14 protein-coding genes, 1 tRNA gene and 1 pseudogene are annotated in these 17,145 nt (G+C 46.4%); 10 read left to right on the forward strand and 6 right to left on the reverse strand.

Annotated features, from left to right (window positions below; translation table 11 throughout):
* Positions 1-169: 169 nt before the first annotated feature.
* Positions 170-853 (reverse strand): manganese catalase family protein, encoded by a 684-nt coding sequence (locus tag QUB11_RS13250; protein WP_333207199.1) that lies wholly within the window; start codon positions 851-853, stop codon positions 170-172.
* Between the two features lie 195 nt (positions 854-1,048).
* A complete protein-coding gene (locus tag QUB11_RS13255; protein ID WP_333207198.1) occupies positions 1,049-2,587 on the reverse strand; it encodes a serine/threonine-protein kinase in 1,539 nt (512 codons plus the stop codon).
* Positions 2,588-3,239: 652 nt separating this feature from the next.
* Between QUB11_RS13255 and QUB11_RS13260 the strand changes: the two genes are divergently transcribed.
* The 5 genes from QUB11_RS13260 to QUB11_RS13280 all read left to right on the forward strand — a co-directional run bounded on the left by QUB11_RS13260 (position 3,240) and on the right by QUB11_RS13280 (position 9,720).
* Positions 3,240-3,312: transfer RNA gene (locus tag QUB11_RS13260), tRNA-His, on the forward strand.
* Positions 3,313-3,680: 368 nt separating this feature from the next.
* Complete coding sequence (locus QUB11_RS13265; RefSeq protein WP_333207197.1) at positions 3,681-7,985, forward strand: AAA domain-containing protein; 4,305 nt, start codon at positions 3,681-3,683, stop codon at positions 7,983-7,985.
* Positions 7,963-8,844: a hypothetical protein gene (locus QUB11_RS13270; RefSeq protein ID WP_333207196.1), complete on the forward strand. Its 882-nt coding sequence runs from the start codon at positions 7,963-7,965 to the stop codon at positions 8,842-8,844. The genes QUB11_RS13265 and QUB11_RS13270 overlap by 23 nt, the downstream gene beginning before the upstream one ends.
* A gap of 136 nt (positions 8,845-8,980) precedes the next feature.
* Entirely contained in the window at positions 8,981-9,397 is a 417-nt protein-coding gene (locus QUB11_RS13275; protein WP_333207195.1) for a XisH family protein, read from the forward strand.
* Positions 9,385-9,720: a XisI protein gene (locus QUB11_RS13280; protein ID WP_333207194.1), complete on the forward strand. Its 336-nt coding sequence runs from the start codon at positions 9,385-9,387 to the stop codon at positions 9,718-9,720. Before QUB11_RS13275 ends, QUB11_RS13280 begins: the two co-directional genes overlap by 13 nt.
* Positions 9,721-9,858: 138 nt before the next feature.
* On the opposite strand, the gene QUB11_RS13285 is transcribed toward QUB11_RS13280, so the two are convergent.
* The 3 genes and pseudogenes from QUB11_RS13285 to QUB11_RS13295 all read right to left on the reverse strand — a co-directional run bounded on the left by QUB11_RS13285 (position 9,859) and on the right by QUB11_RS13295 (position 11,082).
* Positions 9,859-10,044, reverse strand: a complete 186-nt coding sequence (locus tag QUB11_RS13285; RefSeq protein ID WP_333256664.1) for a hypothetical protein — start codon at positions 10,042-10,044, stop codon at positions 9,859-9,861.
* 54 nt (positions 10,045-10,098) lie between these two features.
* Positions 10,099-10,224: pseudogene (locus QUB11_RS13290) on the reverse strand (DUF3747 domain-containing protein); the annotation flags it as partial.
* Between the two features lie 126 nt (positions 10,225-10,350).
* A complete protein-coding gene (locus QUB11_RS13295) occupies positions 10,351-11,082 on the reverse strand; it encodes a DUF3747 domain-containing protein (protein WP_333207192.1) in 732 nt (243 codons plus the stop codon).
* On the opposite strand from QUB11_RS13295, the gene QUB11_RS13300 reads away from it, so the two are divergent.
* Positions 11,074-11,268 (forward strand): hypothetical protein, encoded by a 195-nt coding sequence (locus QUB11_RS13300; RefSeq protein WP_333207191.1) that lies wholly within the window; start codon positions 11,074-11,076, stop codon positions 11,266-11,268. The two genes, QUB11_RS13295 and QUB11_RS13300, sit on opposite strands and share 9 nt — an antisense overlap.
* A 247-nt stretch (positions 11,269-11,515) precedes the next feature.
* Here QUB11_RS13300 and QUB11_RS13305 read toward each other — a convergent pair whose 3' ends face one another.
* Positions 11,516-12,508 (reverse strand): ribose-phosphate pyrophosphokinase, encoded by a 993-nt coding sequence (locus QUB11_RS13305; protein WP_006635514.1) that lies wholly within the window; start codon positions 12,506-12,508, stop codon positions 11,516-11,518.
* Positions 12,509-12,857: 349 nt separating this feature from the next.
* Here QUB11_RS13305 and QUB11_RS13310 point away from each other — a divergent pair, with 349 nt between their 5' ends.
* The 4 genes from QUB11_RS13310 to QUB11_RS13325 all read left to right on the forward strand — a co-directional run bounded on the left by QUB11_RS13310 (position 12,858) and on the right by QUB11_RS13325 (position 17,088).
* On the forward strand, positions 12,858-13,034 hold the full coding sequence (locus tag QUB11_RS13310; protein WP_333207190.1) for a hypothetical protein: 177 nt from the start codon (positions 12,858-12,860) through the stop codon (positions 13,032-13,034).
* Positions 13,035-13,115: 81 nt separating this feature from the next.
* Positions 13,116-13,574, forward strand: coding sequence for a GatB/YqeY domain-containing protein (locus tag QUB11_RS13315; RefSeq protein ID WP_333207189.1), 459 nt, complete (start codon positions 13,116-13,118; stop codon positions 13,572-13,574).
* Positions 13,575-13,879: 305 nt separating this feature from the next.
* Positions 13,880-15,091, forward strand: coding sequence for a transposase (locus tag QUB11_RS13320; protein ID WP_333390825.1), 1,212 nt, complete (start codon positions 13,880-13,882; stop codon positions 15,089-15,091).
* Between the two features lie 308 nt (positions 15,092-15,399).
* A complete protein-coding gene (locus QUB11_RS13325; RefSeq protein ID WP_333390828.1) occupies positions 15,400-17,088 on the forward strand; it encodes a serine/threonine-protein kinase in 1,689 nt (562 codons plus the stop codon).
* Positions 17,089-17,145: the final 57 nt, after the last annotated feature.

A 17,145-nucleotide genomic window follows, 5' to 3' on the forward strand; every position in this document is an offset into this window, starting at 1 on the left:
CCCGCCCGTCCTTTTTAGACGGGCGGGACGCCCATCCCACTTTCAAGAGTGGAAGTTATTTAATTCTCATTCCTAAGCCCCACACCCTACGAAAGAAGGTGCAGGGCTTAAAAATTACTGAATACTGGGCTTAAATCTTCTAAGCCACAGACCCTACACTACTCTCAAATTAAGCTTTGGGAGCGGGATCGGCAATGTATTTGAAAGTAGGTTCCGAGTTCCAAGGGCCACGTTCATCCTTGCCATTTGTGGACAAGTTAAAGTAGAGATCCACAGTGGAATCTGGCGGAATATTGCCGAACATCGGATCGGTAAGTTTGCCCAGCGCTTCCAGAGCTTTCATGAACATTTGAGTGTGAGAAATTTCGCGAGTCAACAGAAACTGCAACGTCTTTTTCGTTCCCATATCCGGTGCTAGTTTAATCAACTCTTCGTAGGTTTGGCGGGCTCCTGCTTCCGCACCGATATTAGCACGCAAATCGCGCACCACATCGCCGCCTTCGTTGACATAAGCTGCCGTCCAAGCTTGACCTTGGCTGTCCAACAAGTGTGGGCCTACGCCACGCACCGCAAACAAAGTGCTTTTGTAAGCTTCTGTTTGGTCAGAGTTTTTGGTGTGCATTTCTATGAGTTGGCCCACCATTTCTAAGTGGCTGAATTCTTCTATTGCAATATCTTGGAGCATATCCTTAATCCCTGCATCTTCACAGTGAAAGGACTGCACCCAGTATTGCAGAGCTGCTGTCAGTTCTCCGGTTGCTCCGCCAAACTGTTCTAGCAGCAATTGGGCAAAACGGGGGTTGGGTTGGTCTACAGTCACCGCAGCCATTAATTGCTTTTTGTGAAAAAACATGGATTGATACCTCTCTTTAATTCTGTTGTTACAGTCTCAGGATCGCAGACTTTATCTGTGTTCGCCTTCAGAATCCATTGTGCGATAAGCGCTCGCACCGAGCCTCGGTCGATGGATACATCTAGCTCGACAAATTTCTCTGCTTTCAGGTAGAGTTTAAATATGAAATTTTACTTAGTGAGTCGGTAGACCAAATTACAATTTACAAGCTGCATTATTGTCGCACTCGGTTAATTTTGCTGACAGGGCATCGAGATGCCGCAGCCACTGAATGCCGCCAACCCAACTGCGAGAGGGGAGGTGTCCGATTGGTGCTTGCTGACTAAATTTAATCTGCCCTAAAGTATTAGCAGAATTGTAGGTTTGCCAGTTGACCCGATCGCAAAATCTGATATAGTCTCCCTTAACGCTTTCATAAATCTGCTTTTGGACGCTGAAGCCAAACCGACCTTGACTGTAGTGCAACCAAAGGCGATCGACTGTTTGCAAATCTTCGCAGGGGATCTGGTAAATTTGGCTAATTTCTAGCTGAGTTCCCGGTTGCTGGGAAAGAGATTGACACATCAAGCCCCAAGTTTCGCGATCGGCTTCTTTCCACTTTTTGTTAGACAAAAAATCTCGCAGTTTGGTATAATCAACTCCCCGTGAAGAAATTAGGGTTGGCTCGATATTTGAAGTATTTGAAGTAACAGATAAGGAAAAAGTTTCTGCGGAATTGGCTAGGGCATTTGTGGGTAAAATCGGAGAATCAGGAGTTTGTAGGGCGTTGATATCGGCAGAGTTGTCGCTATTATTAAGAGCAGGAGCGATGATCTGCTTTTCCGGCGAAAGCAAATTTTGATGGCGAATATCTAAAGCTGCTTTGATATCGTCCAAAACTTCCGTAGCAAAACTGTACCGCTGAGTGAGACGAGTTTGCAGCAATTTATCTAAAATTTCACCTAACTCGTCGCTAATACTCGTGGCTTTGGGGAGAAACTCGCGCCACCACCAGCGCTCGTGGTTGCAGTCGTACATATCCAAGGGAGGAACTTGCGTCATTAGGCGAATGCAAGTAACACCTAAACTATAAAGGTCGCTAGCAGGAAATACTTTGCCGCGCATTTGTTCGGGAGCTACATAATCTTGACTGCCGATGAGCGTTGCTGAACGGAGTATCGCTGAATCAGTCAGCAGTTTGGCTATGCCGAAATCGATCAATACGAGTTTGTTGTCCGATTGGCGGCGGATAATATTTTCGGGTTTGATGTCCCGGTGAATGACGCGCTTCTCATGGATAAATTGCAGCACCGGCAATAAGTCTTGCAGCAGTTGCCAAATTTGATTTTCATCGTAGACACTCTTGTCTAATTCTTGTTTAAGAGTCGGCCCGTCTATAAACTCTTGAACTAAATAAATATGACCTTCTTGTTCAAATCCCGCTAATAATGTGGGGATTTGCGGGTGTTTTCCGAGTTCGTCTAAACGGACTGCTTCTTGGCGAAATAATTCAACGGCTTTGTTGAAAATTTCGGGGTCGCGGTCGTAAAAATAAAATTGCTTGACTGCACAGCGGGGTACAGATGGGATGTCTTGATCAATTGCTAGGAAAGTTTTACCAAATCCGCCTCTACCTAAAAGTTCAATCGGGCGATATCGCTGTCTCAGCAACAGGTTAAAGCCGCAGTTTAAGCAAAATTTGGCGGTGTGGGAGTTTTGAGGATTTTGACATTCTGGGTTGATACAGTAGCTCATATCGATTTTAGATTTTAGATTTTAGATTTTGGATTGCGGAGAAGAGTTTTTTTTAAACGAACCGCGAAGACGCGAAGCGACGCGAAGGAATAGGGAAAAGAGAAGAGAGAGAAAAGGGATGGTTGATAACTCATGCGGCGTGGGATAAGCTGTCCCGCTTCTGGCGTTGTATTTTTCGGGCGGGCGGGACACCCCACAAGCATTTCATCTGAGATATTGCACCATTCTCAATCAGGCTTTTAGGGGTGGGCTAGAAGATCCCACCCTAAAAGAAATTCATTCTTTGTGGAACAGGCCGGAAAGCCTGTTCTTAAAAATGGTGTCAGAGGTGAGTTTTATCAAACTGGACTGTAGATGCGCCTGGGCTGATAAGGCTATTTTAATGCCCTGGATCGAATCGGGACGCTGCCAGAGCTGCCGAACCCACGCCGCATGAGTGCTGGGGGCGAGATAATTGCCGTTGGCGAAGCCCTCGAAGAGGCTCGCACAGGCCGATCGCACAGGCCGAAAATTGTGCTAAACTCTTACTGTGCTGGGAATTTGACGCACAATCGATCTGTCCGGTTCAGGGACGCTCAGAAATATTTCAAAATATTTTTGCCTTACCCCTAGACTTGTGCTGAGATCTGATGCTATAGTTAGAAACGTTATGGCGAGTGTAGCCAAGTGGTTAAGGCAGTGGTTTGTGGTACCACCATTCGTGGGTTCAATTCCCATCATTCGCCCTTTTAATTCTGAACTGTTTAATTCGATCGCCTCCGGGTGGGCTTCGGCACACCTTAATCTTTGGGATTTAGCGGTTCTGTCGGCATCATTTGTGTCAACTTAACGTTAAAAGTAGTATGGGTCTGCTGTTTGACAGTTAGGGATCGATCCCCCCTAACCCCCCTTAATAAGGGGGGGACAAGAGCGTCATCGAAGTCAACCCCTACTCCCCTTATTAAGGGGGATTTAGGGGGATCTAGACTCAGCGAAAAGCGAGATTTCTCAGGGGTTTCAGGCTGGTTATTGACACCAATGTGTCGGCACAAGTTCCGATGTGCTAATCTTAAATCCAATCTAAAATCTAAAATCTAAAATCTAAAATCTAAATATGCCATCTTTAGTAACAGAAGATTGGGGATATAAATTTAGTGGCGATCGCACAATTAATAAGTTTATTCGCGATATAGAAGGAGAAGCGGCTTTAGGGAAATATTGCGATTGGGAATGCAGAGAGCGTGCGGAAATTCTGATGTCTGAGATTGCCGGCAAATCCCACAGTCTTTTCTACGTGCGCCGCCAAAAGGTAAATGAGAGATTTTCGGAAGAAGAAATCTGGGAATTGCTCCTTGCTACGGATGGAGATGATTTTGAATTACCCCAATTGTTGCAAAAAGCTGATCGCACTTTGCGGTTGTTAGCAACTGTACGCTGTGAAGACGGAATTGGCGGTTTAAAACTGCTGGATGCTGGTTTGGTGGCGGTTCCCAGAGGGAGGAAAGATGGGTATTCTTTGCCGGTTCAGTTGCGACTTTTGGCTAACAGTAGATCGCCAATTCCTGTAAAGTCGATCGCCCGCGTCCAACAAATGCCATTTTGGGACGACAGGCACATACCGACTACCGAACAACTAAAGGTTTGGCACACTTTTTTAAATGTAGAAAAACGCATCGCCGAAGCGCGTCAATTTTGTGTACCTTTCCGAGGACACAATTACGGTTCCGGCTTCAAAATCGTCACTTTTGAAATTGAGCGTAATTCCGCAACTCTTGACGGCTACGAGGAAAATCCCTTAGAATTGGGCGACTTTCGCGAAAGGCTGAAAAAAGCCAGAAATGAAGAAATTATCCTGTTTGATTCGCCGCCCGGAAGCAGAAGCAGCCGCGATGGAGAGACATTAGGTAGCATCGCTGAAATTGACTTTGAACATGGTAAATTACGCATTAAGTTAGATGTTGATTTAGGATATCGCATGGCGGGCGGCAGATATCAAATGCCCAAACAAGGATTCTTGTATTTTGAGGCTGCGGGCGATATTAGTCAGATTGAACGCAAGAAAAAAGCTTTAAAAATGCTGACAGATGGGCGCGCTCAAAATCCCTATTTAAGTGAGTTTTTATTCGACTCTTCTCAGGCGAGAATTCCCGAAAAACTGATTAAATTGGATCGGGAAAATTTATTAAATCGCAATGCTAATGACGATCAACTTGCCGCCGTAGAAACGGTGCTTTCGGCGCGGGATTTAATTTTGATTCAAGGGCCGCCGGGAACGGGCAAAACGACTGTGATTGCGGAGATTTGCTATCAAATTGCCCGTCAGGGTGGCAAAACGCTAATTGCTTCCCAAGCAAATTTGGCTGTAGACAATGCTTTGAGTCGGTTAGTTCACAATCCGGCGATTCGGGCTTTGCGAAAGGGAAAAGCTCATAAGGTGCAGGAAGAAGGGCAGCCGTTTTTGGAGGAAAATGCGATCGGCACTTGGCTGCAAAATACGGCGACTGACTGCGAACAAAAGCTCTCGCAGCGCCTGACTAATGTCAAATCTTTGCGGCAGTTGGTGGCAGAATCCGAGCGATTTACCGCCTACTGTGCCGCAGAGAGAGATTTTTTTAATGAACTAAAACACCTGCACGACAGTAAAGCAAGTATTGAGGAAAAGTGCAACCAGCAAGCAACCAATTATGAACTAATTTTAACCGAAAAAAGCGATATTGAATCGGTGGTTTCGGGGCTAGAAAATCTACTGGATGCGCCGCAAGTTAACTGGGAATCTCCAGAAGTTGCCGAGTTTATGCCCCGACTAAAACCCTATTCAGAAGGCAATGTTTTAGTAGAAAACTTTATGGCAAATGTGCGGATTGCCGCTAGCAATGCTATTCAAATAGGGTTCGATCGCCCTGCTTGCGGCGCGTTTGGGATTGCTGTTTGGCTGCAGGAAACTGTAGCAGCGCAAATATCGGAATTTAAGACGGCATTCGATCGCGCTGATGATGTTTGTCACGCTATGTCGGCGGTTGCGGAGTCGTTGCGGGTGTCGCGGCAGATGTCTGAGGCTGTGAATCAACTCGAATTGGGCGATCGGCAAAATCAGACACATCGCCAAAATCTCGAACAGAAAATCAAGAATTTGGAACTGCGAAAAGCGGAAATTGCAGCCGTTGTCGTCGCCGTTGCACAGTGGATTGAGACAGCAGATACGGGGCTCTATGAAGTCGTGAAAACTTGCTGGGAAACGGGCGCAATGCTGACGGATGATATGGTAGAATTGCCGACAGGATTGCTGAAAATTGCCCGATCGCTCAAATTGCCGATCGTACCGCCCAAATGCAAAATCAATTTGCCCGATTTGGATCGGTTGCAAAAGGCTATATCCCACGAAGAAAGCGCAGGTTTTAAGGACATACAAGGGCAACAGTTCCGGTTTAGCGAGTTTCTGCACCTAAATTTGAGTCAAACGCCGATCGTACTCTCTGCGGGCGATCGTACACAGTGGCAACAACTCGCCAAAGACTTCGCCAGCTATTCCCAAGTCAGCCAAAGTCAGCGCAAATTTATCATCGAAAAAGCTCGCACTTTCTTAGCTAGCATTCAACAATTTTACAGTCAATCGTTGCACCCAAATCATATCCAGGCTACCTTCGATCGCTTAGTCAAAGAATTGCTGCACAGTATCCTAGCAAATGCGCGTCAGTGCGTGGTTCCCCTGAAAACCGAAACCGAACAGCAGCTTATCAAACAGCAACAGTTATTAGATAAAATTGGTCAAACATTGAGCCAGCAGGAAATATCCGCCGCTAAACTTCAGGTAGAAACAGCGCAGCAAGAGGCCAACTTAAAAATTAGCGAAGTTACTAATTTGTTGCAAGCTATTGTCCAACAGCCAAATGTACCTGAAAAGTTGCGGATTTTAGCGGAACAATATCTCGCCCAAAAATCGAATATTTGGGAGCAACCGCAGCAGTTTGTCAAGCAAGTTGAGGCTTGGAAATCAACCACGATTCAGCTTGAAAAATCAATTGCTGACTTAGATCCTTTTGGGGTTTTGGAAACCATCAAAAACACCCTTGACGAGCATTTGTCCCCGCTACAAATTGCGGCTGCAACTTCGCAGCAGCAACTCGCTCAACTACAAGCAGAATTGAGCGAAATTAATGCTCAAATGCAACAGCAGCAACCAACAGCAGCATTACTGGTCGAGAGAAATTGGTGGGAGTCAGCATGGCAAACTATCCCGACTCAATATCAGCCAGAAGTTCCGAATACAGGATTATTCACCGTAGCTTTTTTGAACAAAATTAAGCGTTTATTCAAAACTTGGCAACGTAAATTAGAACAAGAAGAAACCGCACTAAATCGCTCTCAAAACTTTGTAACAGATTGGATTCAAAAACTCCGCAATCCATCAGAAAAAGACCGCAACGATTTAAAGCAAATTTATATTGACAATGCCAACGTGATCGGCATTACTTGCGTGCAGGCTGCTAGCTTCGATTTTACTAAAAACTTTCCCAGCTTTGATGCAGTCATCATTGACGAAGTTAGCAAATGCACTCCGCCAGAGTTATTAATCCCCGCTTTGAAAGGCAGAAAGTTAGTATTAGTGGGCGATCACAGGCAATTGCCGCCGATGTTTAATCAAAGTACGATCGACGATATTGCCGAAGACATCGGCTGTACCGGAGACGAACTTAGCTTCATCAAAGAATCGCTGTTTAAAGTATTGTTTGAAACTGCCAGCGACAGCATCAAAAAAATGCTGACAACTCAGTATCGAATGCACCCACAAATTATGGGCGCCATCAATCAGTTTTACCAGCAAAAGCTCAACTGTGGCATTCAGGAAGCAGACACCAAACGCGCCCACAACCTCGCAGGTAGAATCATTCAAGAAAATAATCACATTCTGTGGGTGAAAACGCCGATCGGACAAGGGTTTGAAGAGGAAAAACAGGGTACTTCGCGGTTGAATGTCAAGGAGATTGATGCGATCGAGCGTTTGTGCGAACAAATGGAGATAGCTTGGCAGCCCAAAGTTGCCGACGGCGAACCACCGAAAGAAATCGGAATCATCACTTTTTATGCTGCTCAATTAAATGCAATTAAAGACAGAATCGAAGGCGACAGATTCCCTGCTTTGAGCATCCGCACTGGTACGGTTGACATATTTCAAGGCATGGAAAGGCCTGTAATTATTGTCAGCACAGTGTGCAATAATGTTAGGGGCGATATTGGATTTGCGAAGGAACCGGAACGGGTGAATGTGGCATTTTCCCGCGCTCAAGAATTGCTGGTAGTTGTCGGCTGCCACGATTTATTTACCCAACAAACAGGTACAGTGGGAAAAATGTATCAGGAAGTTTCAAAAACGGTGCGTCACTGCGGAGGTTTTGTAGATGTCTCTAGCGTCCTCAACTAAACCCATAGACTCGAATTTAAGTTCGCTAGCCGAACAGATTGAGCAACAAAATCCGGGTTTGTCTGTGTTGGCGGCGCGTCAATTCCGCTTCGCAATCCGCCAAACTCCGCTGGAGGTGGCGGTTAGCGAACCGCGCGAGTTTAACGTGTTGGAAGAGTTCATTTTGCGGGCGGGTGTTGAGTTTGAACCTGCGCCAACTTTGAAGGAATTGGCGGATTTGCTGGGGTTGGACGAGATTTTTGTGAAGACTACGGCGGCGACTCTGGTTAGTTTGGAAAGCTTGGAGGTGGCTGAAAATGGGAAAATTGCGATTGCCCCCCAAGGTAGAAATTTTTTCGAGAAAGGTGCAGTTAGTCGATCGCAAATTCAATCAATTTATGCCATTTCCGATCCGCTGAATCAAACTCTTACCTTTAAATTCGATGCTTTAGCGACAGAATCGGTCAACTTGCCAGATTTAGCAGATTTAGTATCGCTCGAACATAAAATTACTGACCTGGCGGATTTAAGTATAGCAGAAATCCAGCCGTTAATTCAAGCTTCCGGCTTAGGAATTCACGTCCCCGAAAACGGCAAAATTGTGTCTGAGTGCGATGTCATCGGCGACGATTTAGATATTTGGCAAACAGTTTCGATTTTTGTGTTGCTAGATGCGATCGAAAATAAAACTACTATTCAAGTCCGACAGGGAAAACAAATATTAGAAACAGCTTCAAACTTGCTAAACGAACTCGAATCGCAACAAAAACTTTCTTTGAATGACTTATGTAAAGTAACAGAAGATGTCATCTTGCAAGAACAAGAAATTATCCCCGTCCAGAAAACTCCTAAAAAGCCATCTAAGAAGAAACCCAAGTAAACGATATGATGAGGACTAGACTCCTCCTTAACTTAAAAATTAAAACTATTTAGAAAATTAGGATGGTACCGATTGACAATATACCGCGATTTATGTATAATTAATAGTTATTTGCAATCGCGCTGAGATTTTGTCTGTGTCTGCCAAAGATACCTTCCACGAATCCGTAAAACGGGCCCTTCAAAAAGAACAGTGGGTGATTACTGCCGATCCACTAAAGTTTAAGTTTGGTAATGTTAACTTTCAGGTCGATTTGGGAGCAGAAAGGCTAGTCGCAGCGGAGCGAGGTGGGGAGAAAATTGCAGTCGAAATCAAAAGCTTCCTCAATTCCTCTGCGATTACAGACTTTTATGCTGCATTGGGGCAATTTCTCAGTTATCGGCTTGCCTTGGCATCGGTGGAACCCAATCGCAAATTGTACTTGGCAGTTCCATTTGAAGTGTATAGAACATTTTTTCAGTATGAGTTTACTCAAACTGCGGTACAACAGTATCAGGTGTTGCTAATCGTATACGATCCAACAAATGAGGTAATTGTGCAATGGACAAACTAGCTCAATATCGTCAATATGTTCAGACATTAATCACCCGTTATGCCGAAGATGATGTTTCCGATGATGAAGTCGAAGTGCAACTTATCTGCGACACAGAACGAGATCATTATCAGTGGATGAATGTCGGCTGGGAACACTTAACCCGGATTTATCGAAGCATCATTCACATTGACATCAAAGATGGAAAAATCTGGCTTCAACAAAATTTGACTGAGGAAAATCCTGCGGAGGAATTAGTTGCAATGGGAGTACCGAGAGAGGATATTGTTTTGGGATTGCAACCCCCATACAAACGACCGTATACTGATTACGGTGTAGCGTAAAATGTCAAGCTAAAAAAAACAGAATACTCAGATACCCGACTTCGCCAAAGTTGTCGGGTATCTACTTCGCCCTACTGAGCCTTGACGCATTTCAGCATCCGCAAAGTAGCCGCCGCCGCGTAATTGCGCTTTGCAGAATCATTCGGAGGAAACCGAGCCAATTTCCTTAATAGCGGCAGCAACAGAACAATAAGAATACATTTGAGTAATAATAGAAGCAGCCCAATAATTTTGAGTGTCTGAAAAAGTTTTAAACGGCTCTTTAGCAACTAAATTTGGCTGCATTCCCGCCGACAAACCGAATCCCGCCTCTCGACGGCGCACCCCCATCAATTCAGTGCGAGTGACGGGCTGCGTAGGTTTAAAAGTTCCATCTTGATAGCCGCTAACTATCTTGTTGTCCCGCGCAAATAGAACTTTTCCGGCACTCCAGCGGGAGATATCAACCTCGCTATAGAGACGGATAGAAAGATTGCTAGGAAAGGTGATATTAGCACCTTGTATTCATTTCAAATATTCCCAAACTAAAGATACAAATTGCTCTCTGGTAACAGCAAGTTGCTGCCGAAAGCTATTGAAGCGTAGACATCATCGGTAGCTATCTCCGAATTGTAGAAAAGCCAGTATTACCTACGGTATTGGTATTTCCTGCGGTATTGGCTGCGGTATTGGTATTTCCTGCGGTAATGGCTGCGGTGATGGCTGCGGTAATGGCTGCGGTATTGGTATTGGTATTGGTATTGGCTGCGGTATTGCTTCGGTATTGCCTCCGGTATTGCCTCCGGTATTGCCTCCGGTATTGCCAATTTCTCCCGGTGCGGGTTCATTGGTAGTGAAATAAAAGTGACCTAATGTGCGTCCTTGGTAAGCTCTTTTACTCAAGCGCCAAGCAGGATCGAGAGTAATTTTCATGAATTCGTTAACATCGCCATTTGTGCGACCGATAATCACAGATTTACCTTGGTAATCTACCGGGGTTCCCATTAGTAGAACATTACCATCAACAGTTTCCAAAGTCAGGGTGTATTTTAATGCTAAATCGGTGCCTGCCATGCGAATTGAAAAGCCGTTGCTGTCTGTTGCGCGGCCACAAATACCGGTGAAATCAAAAGTAACTAATAACGGATCGACTTTCACGGGATTAGAGCCGCTTTCGCTCCAGCACTTTCGCTTGTCAGATACTTGTTCTACAATTAGCAATTGGTAGCCACCGAAAGGGCGGGGTTGGGCGATGACAATTACTCGGTCTTGGTTAATTTCGGTTTCGTCAAAAGTAAATGCTTTAGCCGAACCGATCGCGCCAAGTGTTAAAATTGCTGAACCGGCCAGTGCGGCCACTGTTCGTACAAGTGAATGTTTCATGATTTTTCCCTATTGGCTCCTTATGGTGATGAGACTTATCTAGAATATAAAAAAGTCGCCCTCTTCCAACAACAAGATAGAATTTTACCATCTCTTGTTCCGGTGGTACCAAGTGCGATCGATCGGCGATCGTCAAATTGGTTCGTAGTGAAAACTCAAGTCCGAGCGAATTGTATGAGGACTTGAGTCCTTACTACAAACTTATAACCGTTATTTTACCGAGGAACTGGATAAGCAGTTGGGCATCTAAATTGTATTTTCCGAGCGGGCGAGACGCCCACTCCACAAGAATTTGATGGGACTTGACAGTAAAATTTAGATGCGCCTGGGCTGATTACTGGCGGGAAACGATCGCACTATTGAGCAAAAAAACGGTGCGTTACACTCTTGTTAACGCACCCTAAAACACACATTCAAAAAGCGCCTTTCCTGTCTAGCGGAACATACTACTTACAGAACTATCTTCGTGAATCCGCCAAATAGTTTCTCCGAGCAAATTGGCTACCGAAAGCACCGTCAACTGCTTAAAACGGTTCTCTTCCGGTACAGGAATTGTATTCGTAACAATTACCTCTTCCAAAACCCCGCTAGACAAACGCTCGATCGCCGGAGGCGAAAACACCGCATGAGTAGCACAAGCATAAACCTGCCTCGCACCCTCGCGGCGCAACAATCGGGCGCCCTCAGAAATGGTGCCTGCAGTATCGATCATGTCGTCCACCAAAACAGCAGTTTTGCCCCTGACATCACCGATGAGGTTCATCACTTCTGCCACGTTGTGAGCTTGGCGGCGCTTGTCAATAATTGCCAGGGGAGCATCACCAAGCTTTTTGGCAAAAGCTCTCGCCCTAGCGACTCCGCCAACATCCGGCGAAACCACAACAATATCCGTCAATTGCTTGCTCGCCAGATAATCCAAAAGCACCGGCGAACCGTAAACGTGATCGAAAGGAATGTCAAAATAACCTTGAATCTGAGCCGAGTGCAAATCCATCGCCAAAATGCGACCTGCCCCAGCTTCCGTAATCAAATTAGCCACTAATTTTGCAGTAATCGACTCTCTTCCGGCCGTTTTGCGGTCAGCCCTAGCATATCCGTAATAGGGAATGACAGCAGTAATTTGTCTAGCCGAAGCGCGGCGACAAGCATCGATCATAATTAACAATTCCATGAGGCGATCGTTTACCGGACAGCAAGTTGGCTGAATCAAGTAAACATCGCAACCCCGAATCGATTCTTGAATTTGAACGTAGAGTTCCCCATCAGCAAACCGCTTGCGAACCATCGGCCCCAAATCTATCCCCAGATAGCGAGCCACCTCTTGGGCGAGGGGAACATTAGCAGAACCGGAGAACAGCCGCAGACGGTCATGAGCGGAAACCGGCGGCTCGGGAAGCGGAAGCGGTAAAGTAGCAGAACGGATCACAGCAGGCCTCTTGCAGGACGTTTATTCCATCGCTATCTTACCATCTGAAACTAGAAATATTCAGCCAATTTTTTAATACATTTAACTTTCGGGGCGACCACAAGTGTTAGGTTAGGCGAATTGAATAGGACTTGCAGAAATATGTCCGAGAAACCGGGTTTCTAGCCCACATTCGACACCTTCAACGGTCACAATCGGTTTTTACTTATTTTTATCCAGCAATAAAACTATAAATTATACTAAAATACCGTAGATTAACGGATAAATTACTTTTTAAGGGCATAATTTATTACTGTAAAGATAGAGCATTCTGCGTAATTATGCTGTGTGACACCCCAGGGCGTGGAATGTGGGTTCTAGCGACCTCTGTACTGGCAGAAGTACGATCGCACTTGTGCCCCTGCGTCTAAAAGTTCTGGCGAGAGTCAATTTGGGGCTGAGGCTGCAAGTGCAGCCACCCCAAATTCAGTCGAAGGCCGAAGGCATCCGGGTTCAATGCGATAAAAAAGCCACCAACAGGCAATAAACTGGAAAAATACTGTAAAAAAAGTTAAGAATCGGAGCATACTCCAGATTTTTGATATCGGGCAAAGCAAGGTAGAAATCGATGAGCTTAAGAGAACGCATTGACGCAGAAATCAAAGCAGCCATGAAGTCCAAGGACAAAGTTCGCTTGGAAACAGTTCGCGGCATCAAGAAATTTATTCTCGAAAAAGAAGTCAGCCTCCGTCCCTCCGGGCAAGAAACGCTGACAGAAGCTCAAGAAATGGAAATTTTGATGCAAATAGCCAAACAGCGCCGGGATTCGATCGAACAATACCGCAAAGGTGGCCGCGAAGATTTAGTGGCACAAGAAGAAGCGGAGTTAGCCATTGTTGAAGAGTATTTGCCACCCCAGATGTCAGACGCAGAGGTGAGTCAAGTCGTTGACGAAGTGATTGCATCGGTTGGCGCTACTTCTGCAAAGGATATGGGCAAGGTGATGGGCAAGGCAATGCAGCAGCTTAAGGGCAAAGCAGACGGTAACAGAATTCAAGACATGGTGAAAGCAAAGCTTAACAGTTGACAGTAGTCAGTAGTCAGTAGTCAGTAGTCAGTAGTCAGTAGTCAGTAGTCATTAGTCAGTAGTCATTAGTCAGTAGTCAGTAGACATCTCCCATAAATCATCTCAAGCTTTATAACAATCGAACATGAAAACCCCGTGACTAAAGTCCGGGGATGAAAGAGAGAAGGAGGCTTTAGCCTCCCAGCATCTTTCATTACATTTCAGGATTACGACCTAGGGTGCAACTATGTAAAGCTTTGTGAACAACTTTGGCGACCTTAAGCTGATGCTGGTAGCATAAGCAACATCGTGATGAGGTCGAAGTCATGCTAGTTTTTGAGTTCAAAGCCTACGGAAAAAAGCAGCAATTTGAGGCTGTAGACGAAGCAATCAGAACAGTGCAATTCATCCGTAACAAAGCATTGCGCTTTTGGATGGAAAACGAAAAAGTCAACAAGTATGACTTGAATAAGTACAGTGCTGTTTTAGCTAAAGAATGGACGTTTTGCGATGAACTCAACAGCATGGCTCGACAATCAAGCGCAGAAAGAGCGTGGTCGGCAATCGCCCGATTCTACGACAACTGTAAAAAGAAAATCCCAGGAAAAAAGGCTTTTCCGCAGTTTCAGAAAGACAATCGGTCGGTCGAATATAAAACGACCGGGTGGCGGATGGCAACTGACCGAAAATCTATCACTTTTACCGATAAAAAAGGCATCGGAAAACTCAAGCTGAAAGGAACGCGAGACTTACATTTTTATCAGCTTAGCCAAATTAAGCGAGTGCGCTTAGTCAAACGAGCCGATGGATATTACATCCAGTTTTGCGTTCAAGTTGACCGTTCCGAGAAGGTTGAAGTTACAGGCAATGCTATTGGATTAGATGTGGGACTGAAAGAGTTCTACACAGACTCCAATGGCGTTGCCGTCGAAAATCCGCGTTTTCTGGGCAAAGGAGAGCGCCGATTAAAGAAAGCCCAAAGACGGCTCTCAAAGCGAGTCAAAGGTTCAGAAAACAGAAAAAAAGCTAGAGTGATTCTAGGAAAACGCCACCTCAAAATAAGTAGACAGCGTAAAGATTTTGCCGTGAAGTTAGCAAGATGCGTCATCCAGTCAAACGACTGTGTAGTCTATGAAGATTTGAGAATCAAAAATATGGTGAAGAATCACTGCTTAGCTAAATCAATTAACGACGCATCTTGGTATATGTTTCGAGTGTGGATGGAATATTTTGGTAAAGTATTCGGAAGAATTACAATTGCCGTACCAGCCCACGGGACGAGTCAAGAATGCTCTAGCTGCGGAACCATTGTCAAGAAAAGTCTATCAACCCGAACTCATACTTGTCGGTGTGGATGTGTATTAGATCGCGATCACAACGCAGCTAAAGTAATCCTAAGTCGGGGATTGAGTACGGCGGGGCACGTCGGAACTTGGATCTTAGATCCGAACGCTTGTGGAGAGTTGACCGCTACTGATGTTGAAGTAATTCTGCATCGGCAAGTCGATTCTGCGAATCAAGAATCCCCTCGGCTTTAGCCAGGGGAGTGTCAATAGGGCTAAGGCCAAAAAACCCGGTTTCTACGAAAATCGTGCATTTCTCCCTTGAGATATTGACGCAGAAACCGGGTTTTCGATCGGAGCTGCGGGTTGCAACCTGTGTATTTTCGTGAAAAAACCCGGTTTCTGACCATCCTTGCGTCCAAGAATGTCAAAAAAATGTAAAATACTAACTTTGGTCGGGACTGGGGACTACAGATAGTGAAGTATGCTCAAGAGCATTAAAGACCTAGCATTACTAAGTCTGTGAGCGATCGTCTATTTTTTAACAGTTTCAACTTAAACTTATGCAGCCACCTATTGCTATTGGAACTCTCCTACAAAACCGCTACCGCTTGGTGAATATTTTAGGTCAAGGAGGATTTGGCCGGACTTATTTAGTAGAAGATTTGGGACGGTTTCAAGAACGCTGCGCCCTGAAGGAATTGATTCCGGTGCAAAGCGGGCCTTATGTTTTGGAAAAATCGAAGGAATTGTTTCAAAGAGAGGCGGCAATACTTTACCAAATTGGGCACCCACAAATTCCCCAGTTTCGGGCAATATTTGAAGAGAACCAGCGTTTGTTTTTAGTGCAAGATTACGTGGAAGGAATGACTTACCGCGAACTAATGCTCGATCGAACTTCAAATGGTCGCAGCTTCACCGAAGCCGAAGTCTTGGTATTTATCCGGCAAATGCTGCCGGTACTCGCTCACATCCACGCCCGCGGCATCATCCACCGCGACATCTCCCCAGAAAATATCATCCTCCGTGAAAACGACAAGTTGCCGGTGCTGATTGACTTTGGAGTGGTGAAGGAACTCGCCACCAAAGTCCAGTCTCCCGAAGGAACAGCCCACGCGACAACTGTCGGTAAAATCGGCTACGCGCCGATGGAACAGTTGCAAAGCGGGCGGGCAACAGCCAGCAGCGACCTCTACGCTTTAGCTGTAACGGCGATCGTCCTGCTGACAGGCAAAGAACCGCAGGAATTACTCGATCAAACAACGCTGCAGTGGAATTGGCAGCAGCAAGCGCAGGTGAGCCCGGGTTTGGCTTTGGTGCTGAATCGGATGTTGAGCCGGTCTCCGGGCGATCGATATCAATCTGTCAGCGAAGTCGCCCAAGCACTCGACACCCAAACTAATCCTAAGCCTAGCCAGCCAACTGTACCGCCCGCGCCGCCAGCAGTGGTGCCGACAAACCCTTCGCTAATAGCAACGGTGGCCGTGGGCAGGCCGCCAGAGCCCGCCGCCGAGAGTTCCCACCCCCAAAAAAAACAGCCAGACCCGTTAATTGAGCCTGCTGCCGACACTTTTTGGGACAATCCCATTGCTGCGATCGGACTGCTGGCCGGCTTAGTAATCTTGACGGGCTTTGGTTCCTGGGCTTTAGTCGGCTCATTTCTCAACAATTCGCGGCCCAAACCCACTCCGACACCGCCAGCACTTACAAATCCGACGCCGACACTAACTCCGATACCAAACCCGCTACCTTTGCCAACCCCAACCCCGCAACCTTTGGCAACCCCAAGCCCAGAACCTGTGCCAGAACCCAGCCCAGAACCTTTGCCGGAACCGAACCCAGAACCTTTGCCGGAACCGAGCCCAGAACCTTTGCCGGAACCAAGTCCAGAACCTTTGCCGGAACCAAGCCCAGAACCTTTGCCAGAACCTTTGCCAGAACCCAGCCCAGCGCCAACTCCCGCACCCAAACCGACGCCCGCGCCGACTCCCGCGCCCAAACCGACGCCGGCACCAACTCCGGCACCAACTCCGGCACCGTCACCGACGCCCGCGCCAACTCCGGCACCGTCACCGACTCCCGCACCAACTCCGGCACCGTCACCGACTCCCGCACCGTCGCCGGAACCGGCGCCAACTCCTGCACCATCGCCGGAACCGGCCCCAACTCCGGCACCGTCGCCGCAACCGGAACCGGAACCCGCGCCGTCACCGGAACCAGCACCAACACCCGCACCATCGCCAGAACTCTAAACTTCTGGCAAAATTCCCCTAGACTGAGGTTGATGCCAATTACTTGTTAGCTATTTG

The organism is Microcoleus sp. B6-A1 (genome assembly GCF_036705085.1).
Classification (GTDB): domain Bacteria; phylum Cyanobacteriota; class Cyanobacteriia; order Cyanobacteriales; family Microcoleaceae; genus Microcoleus.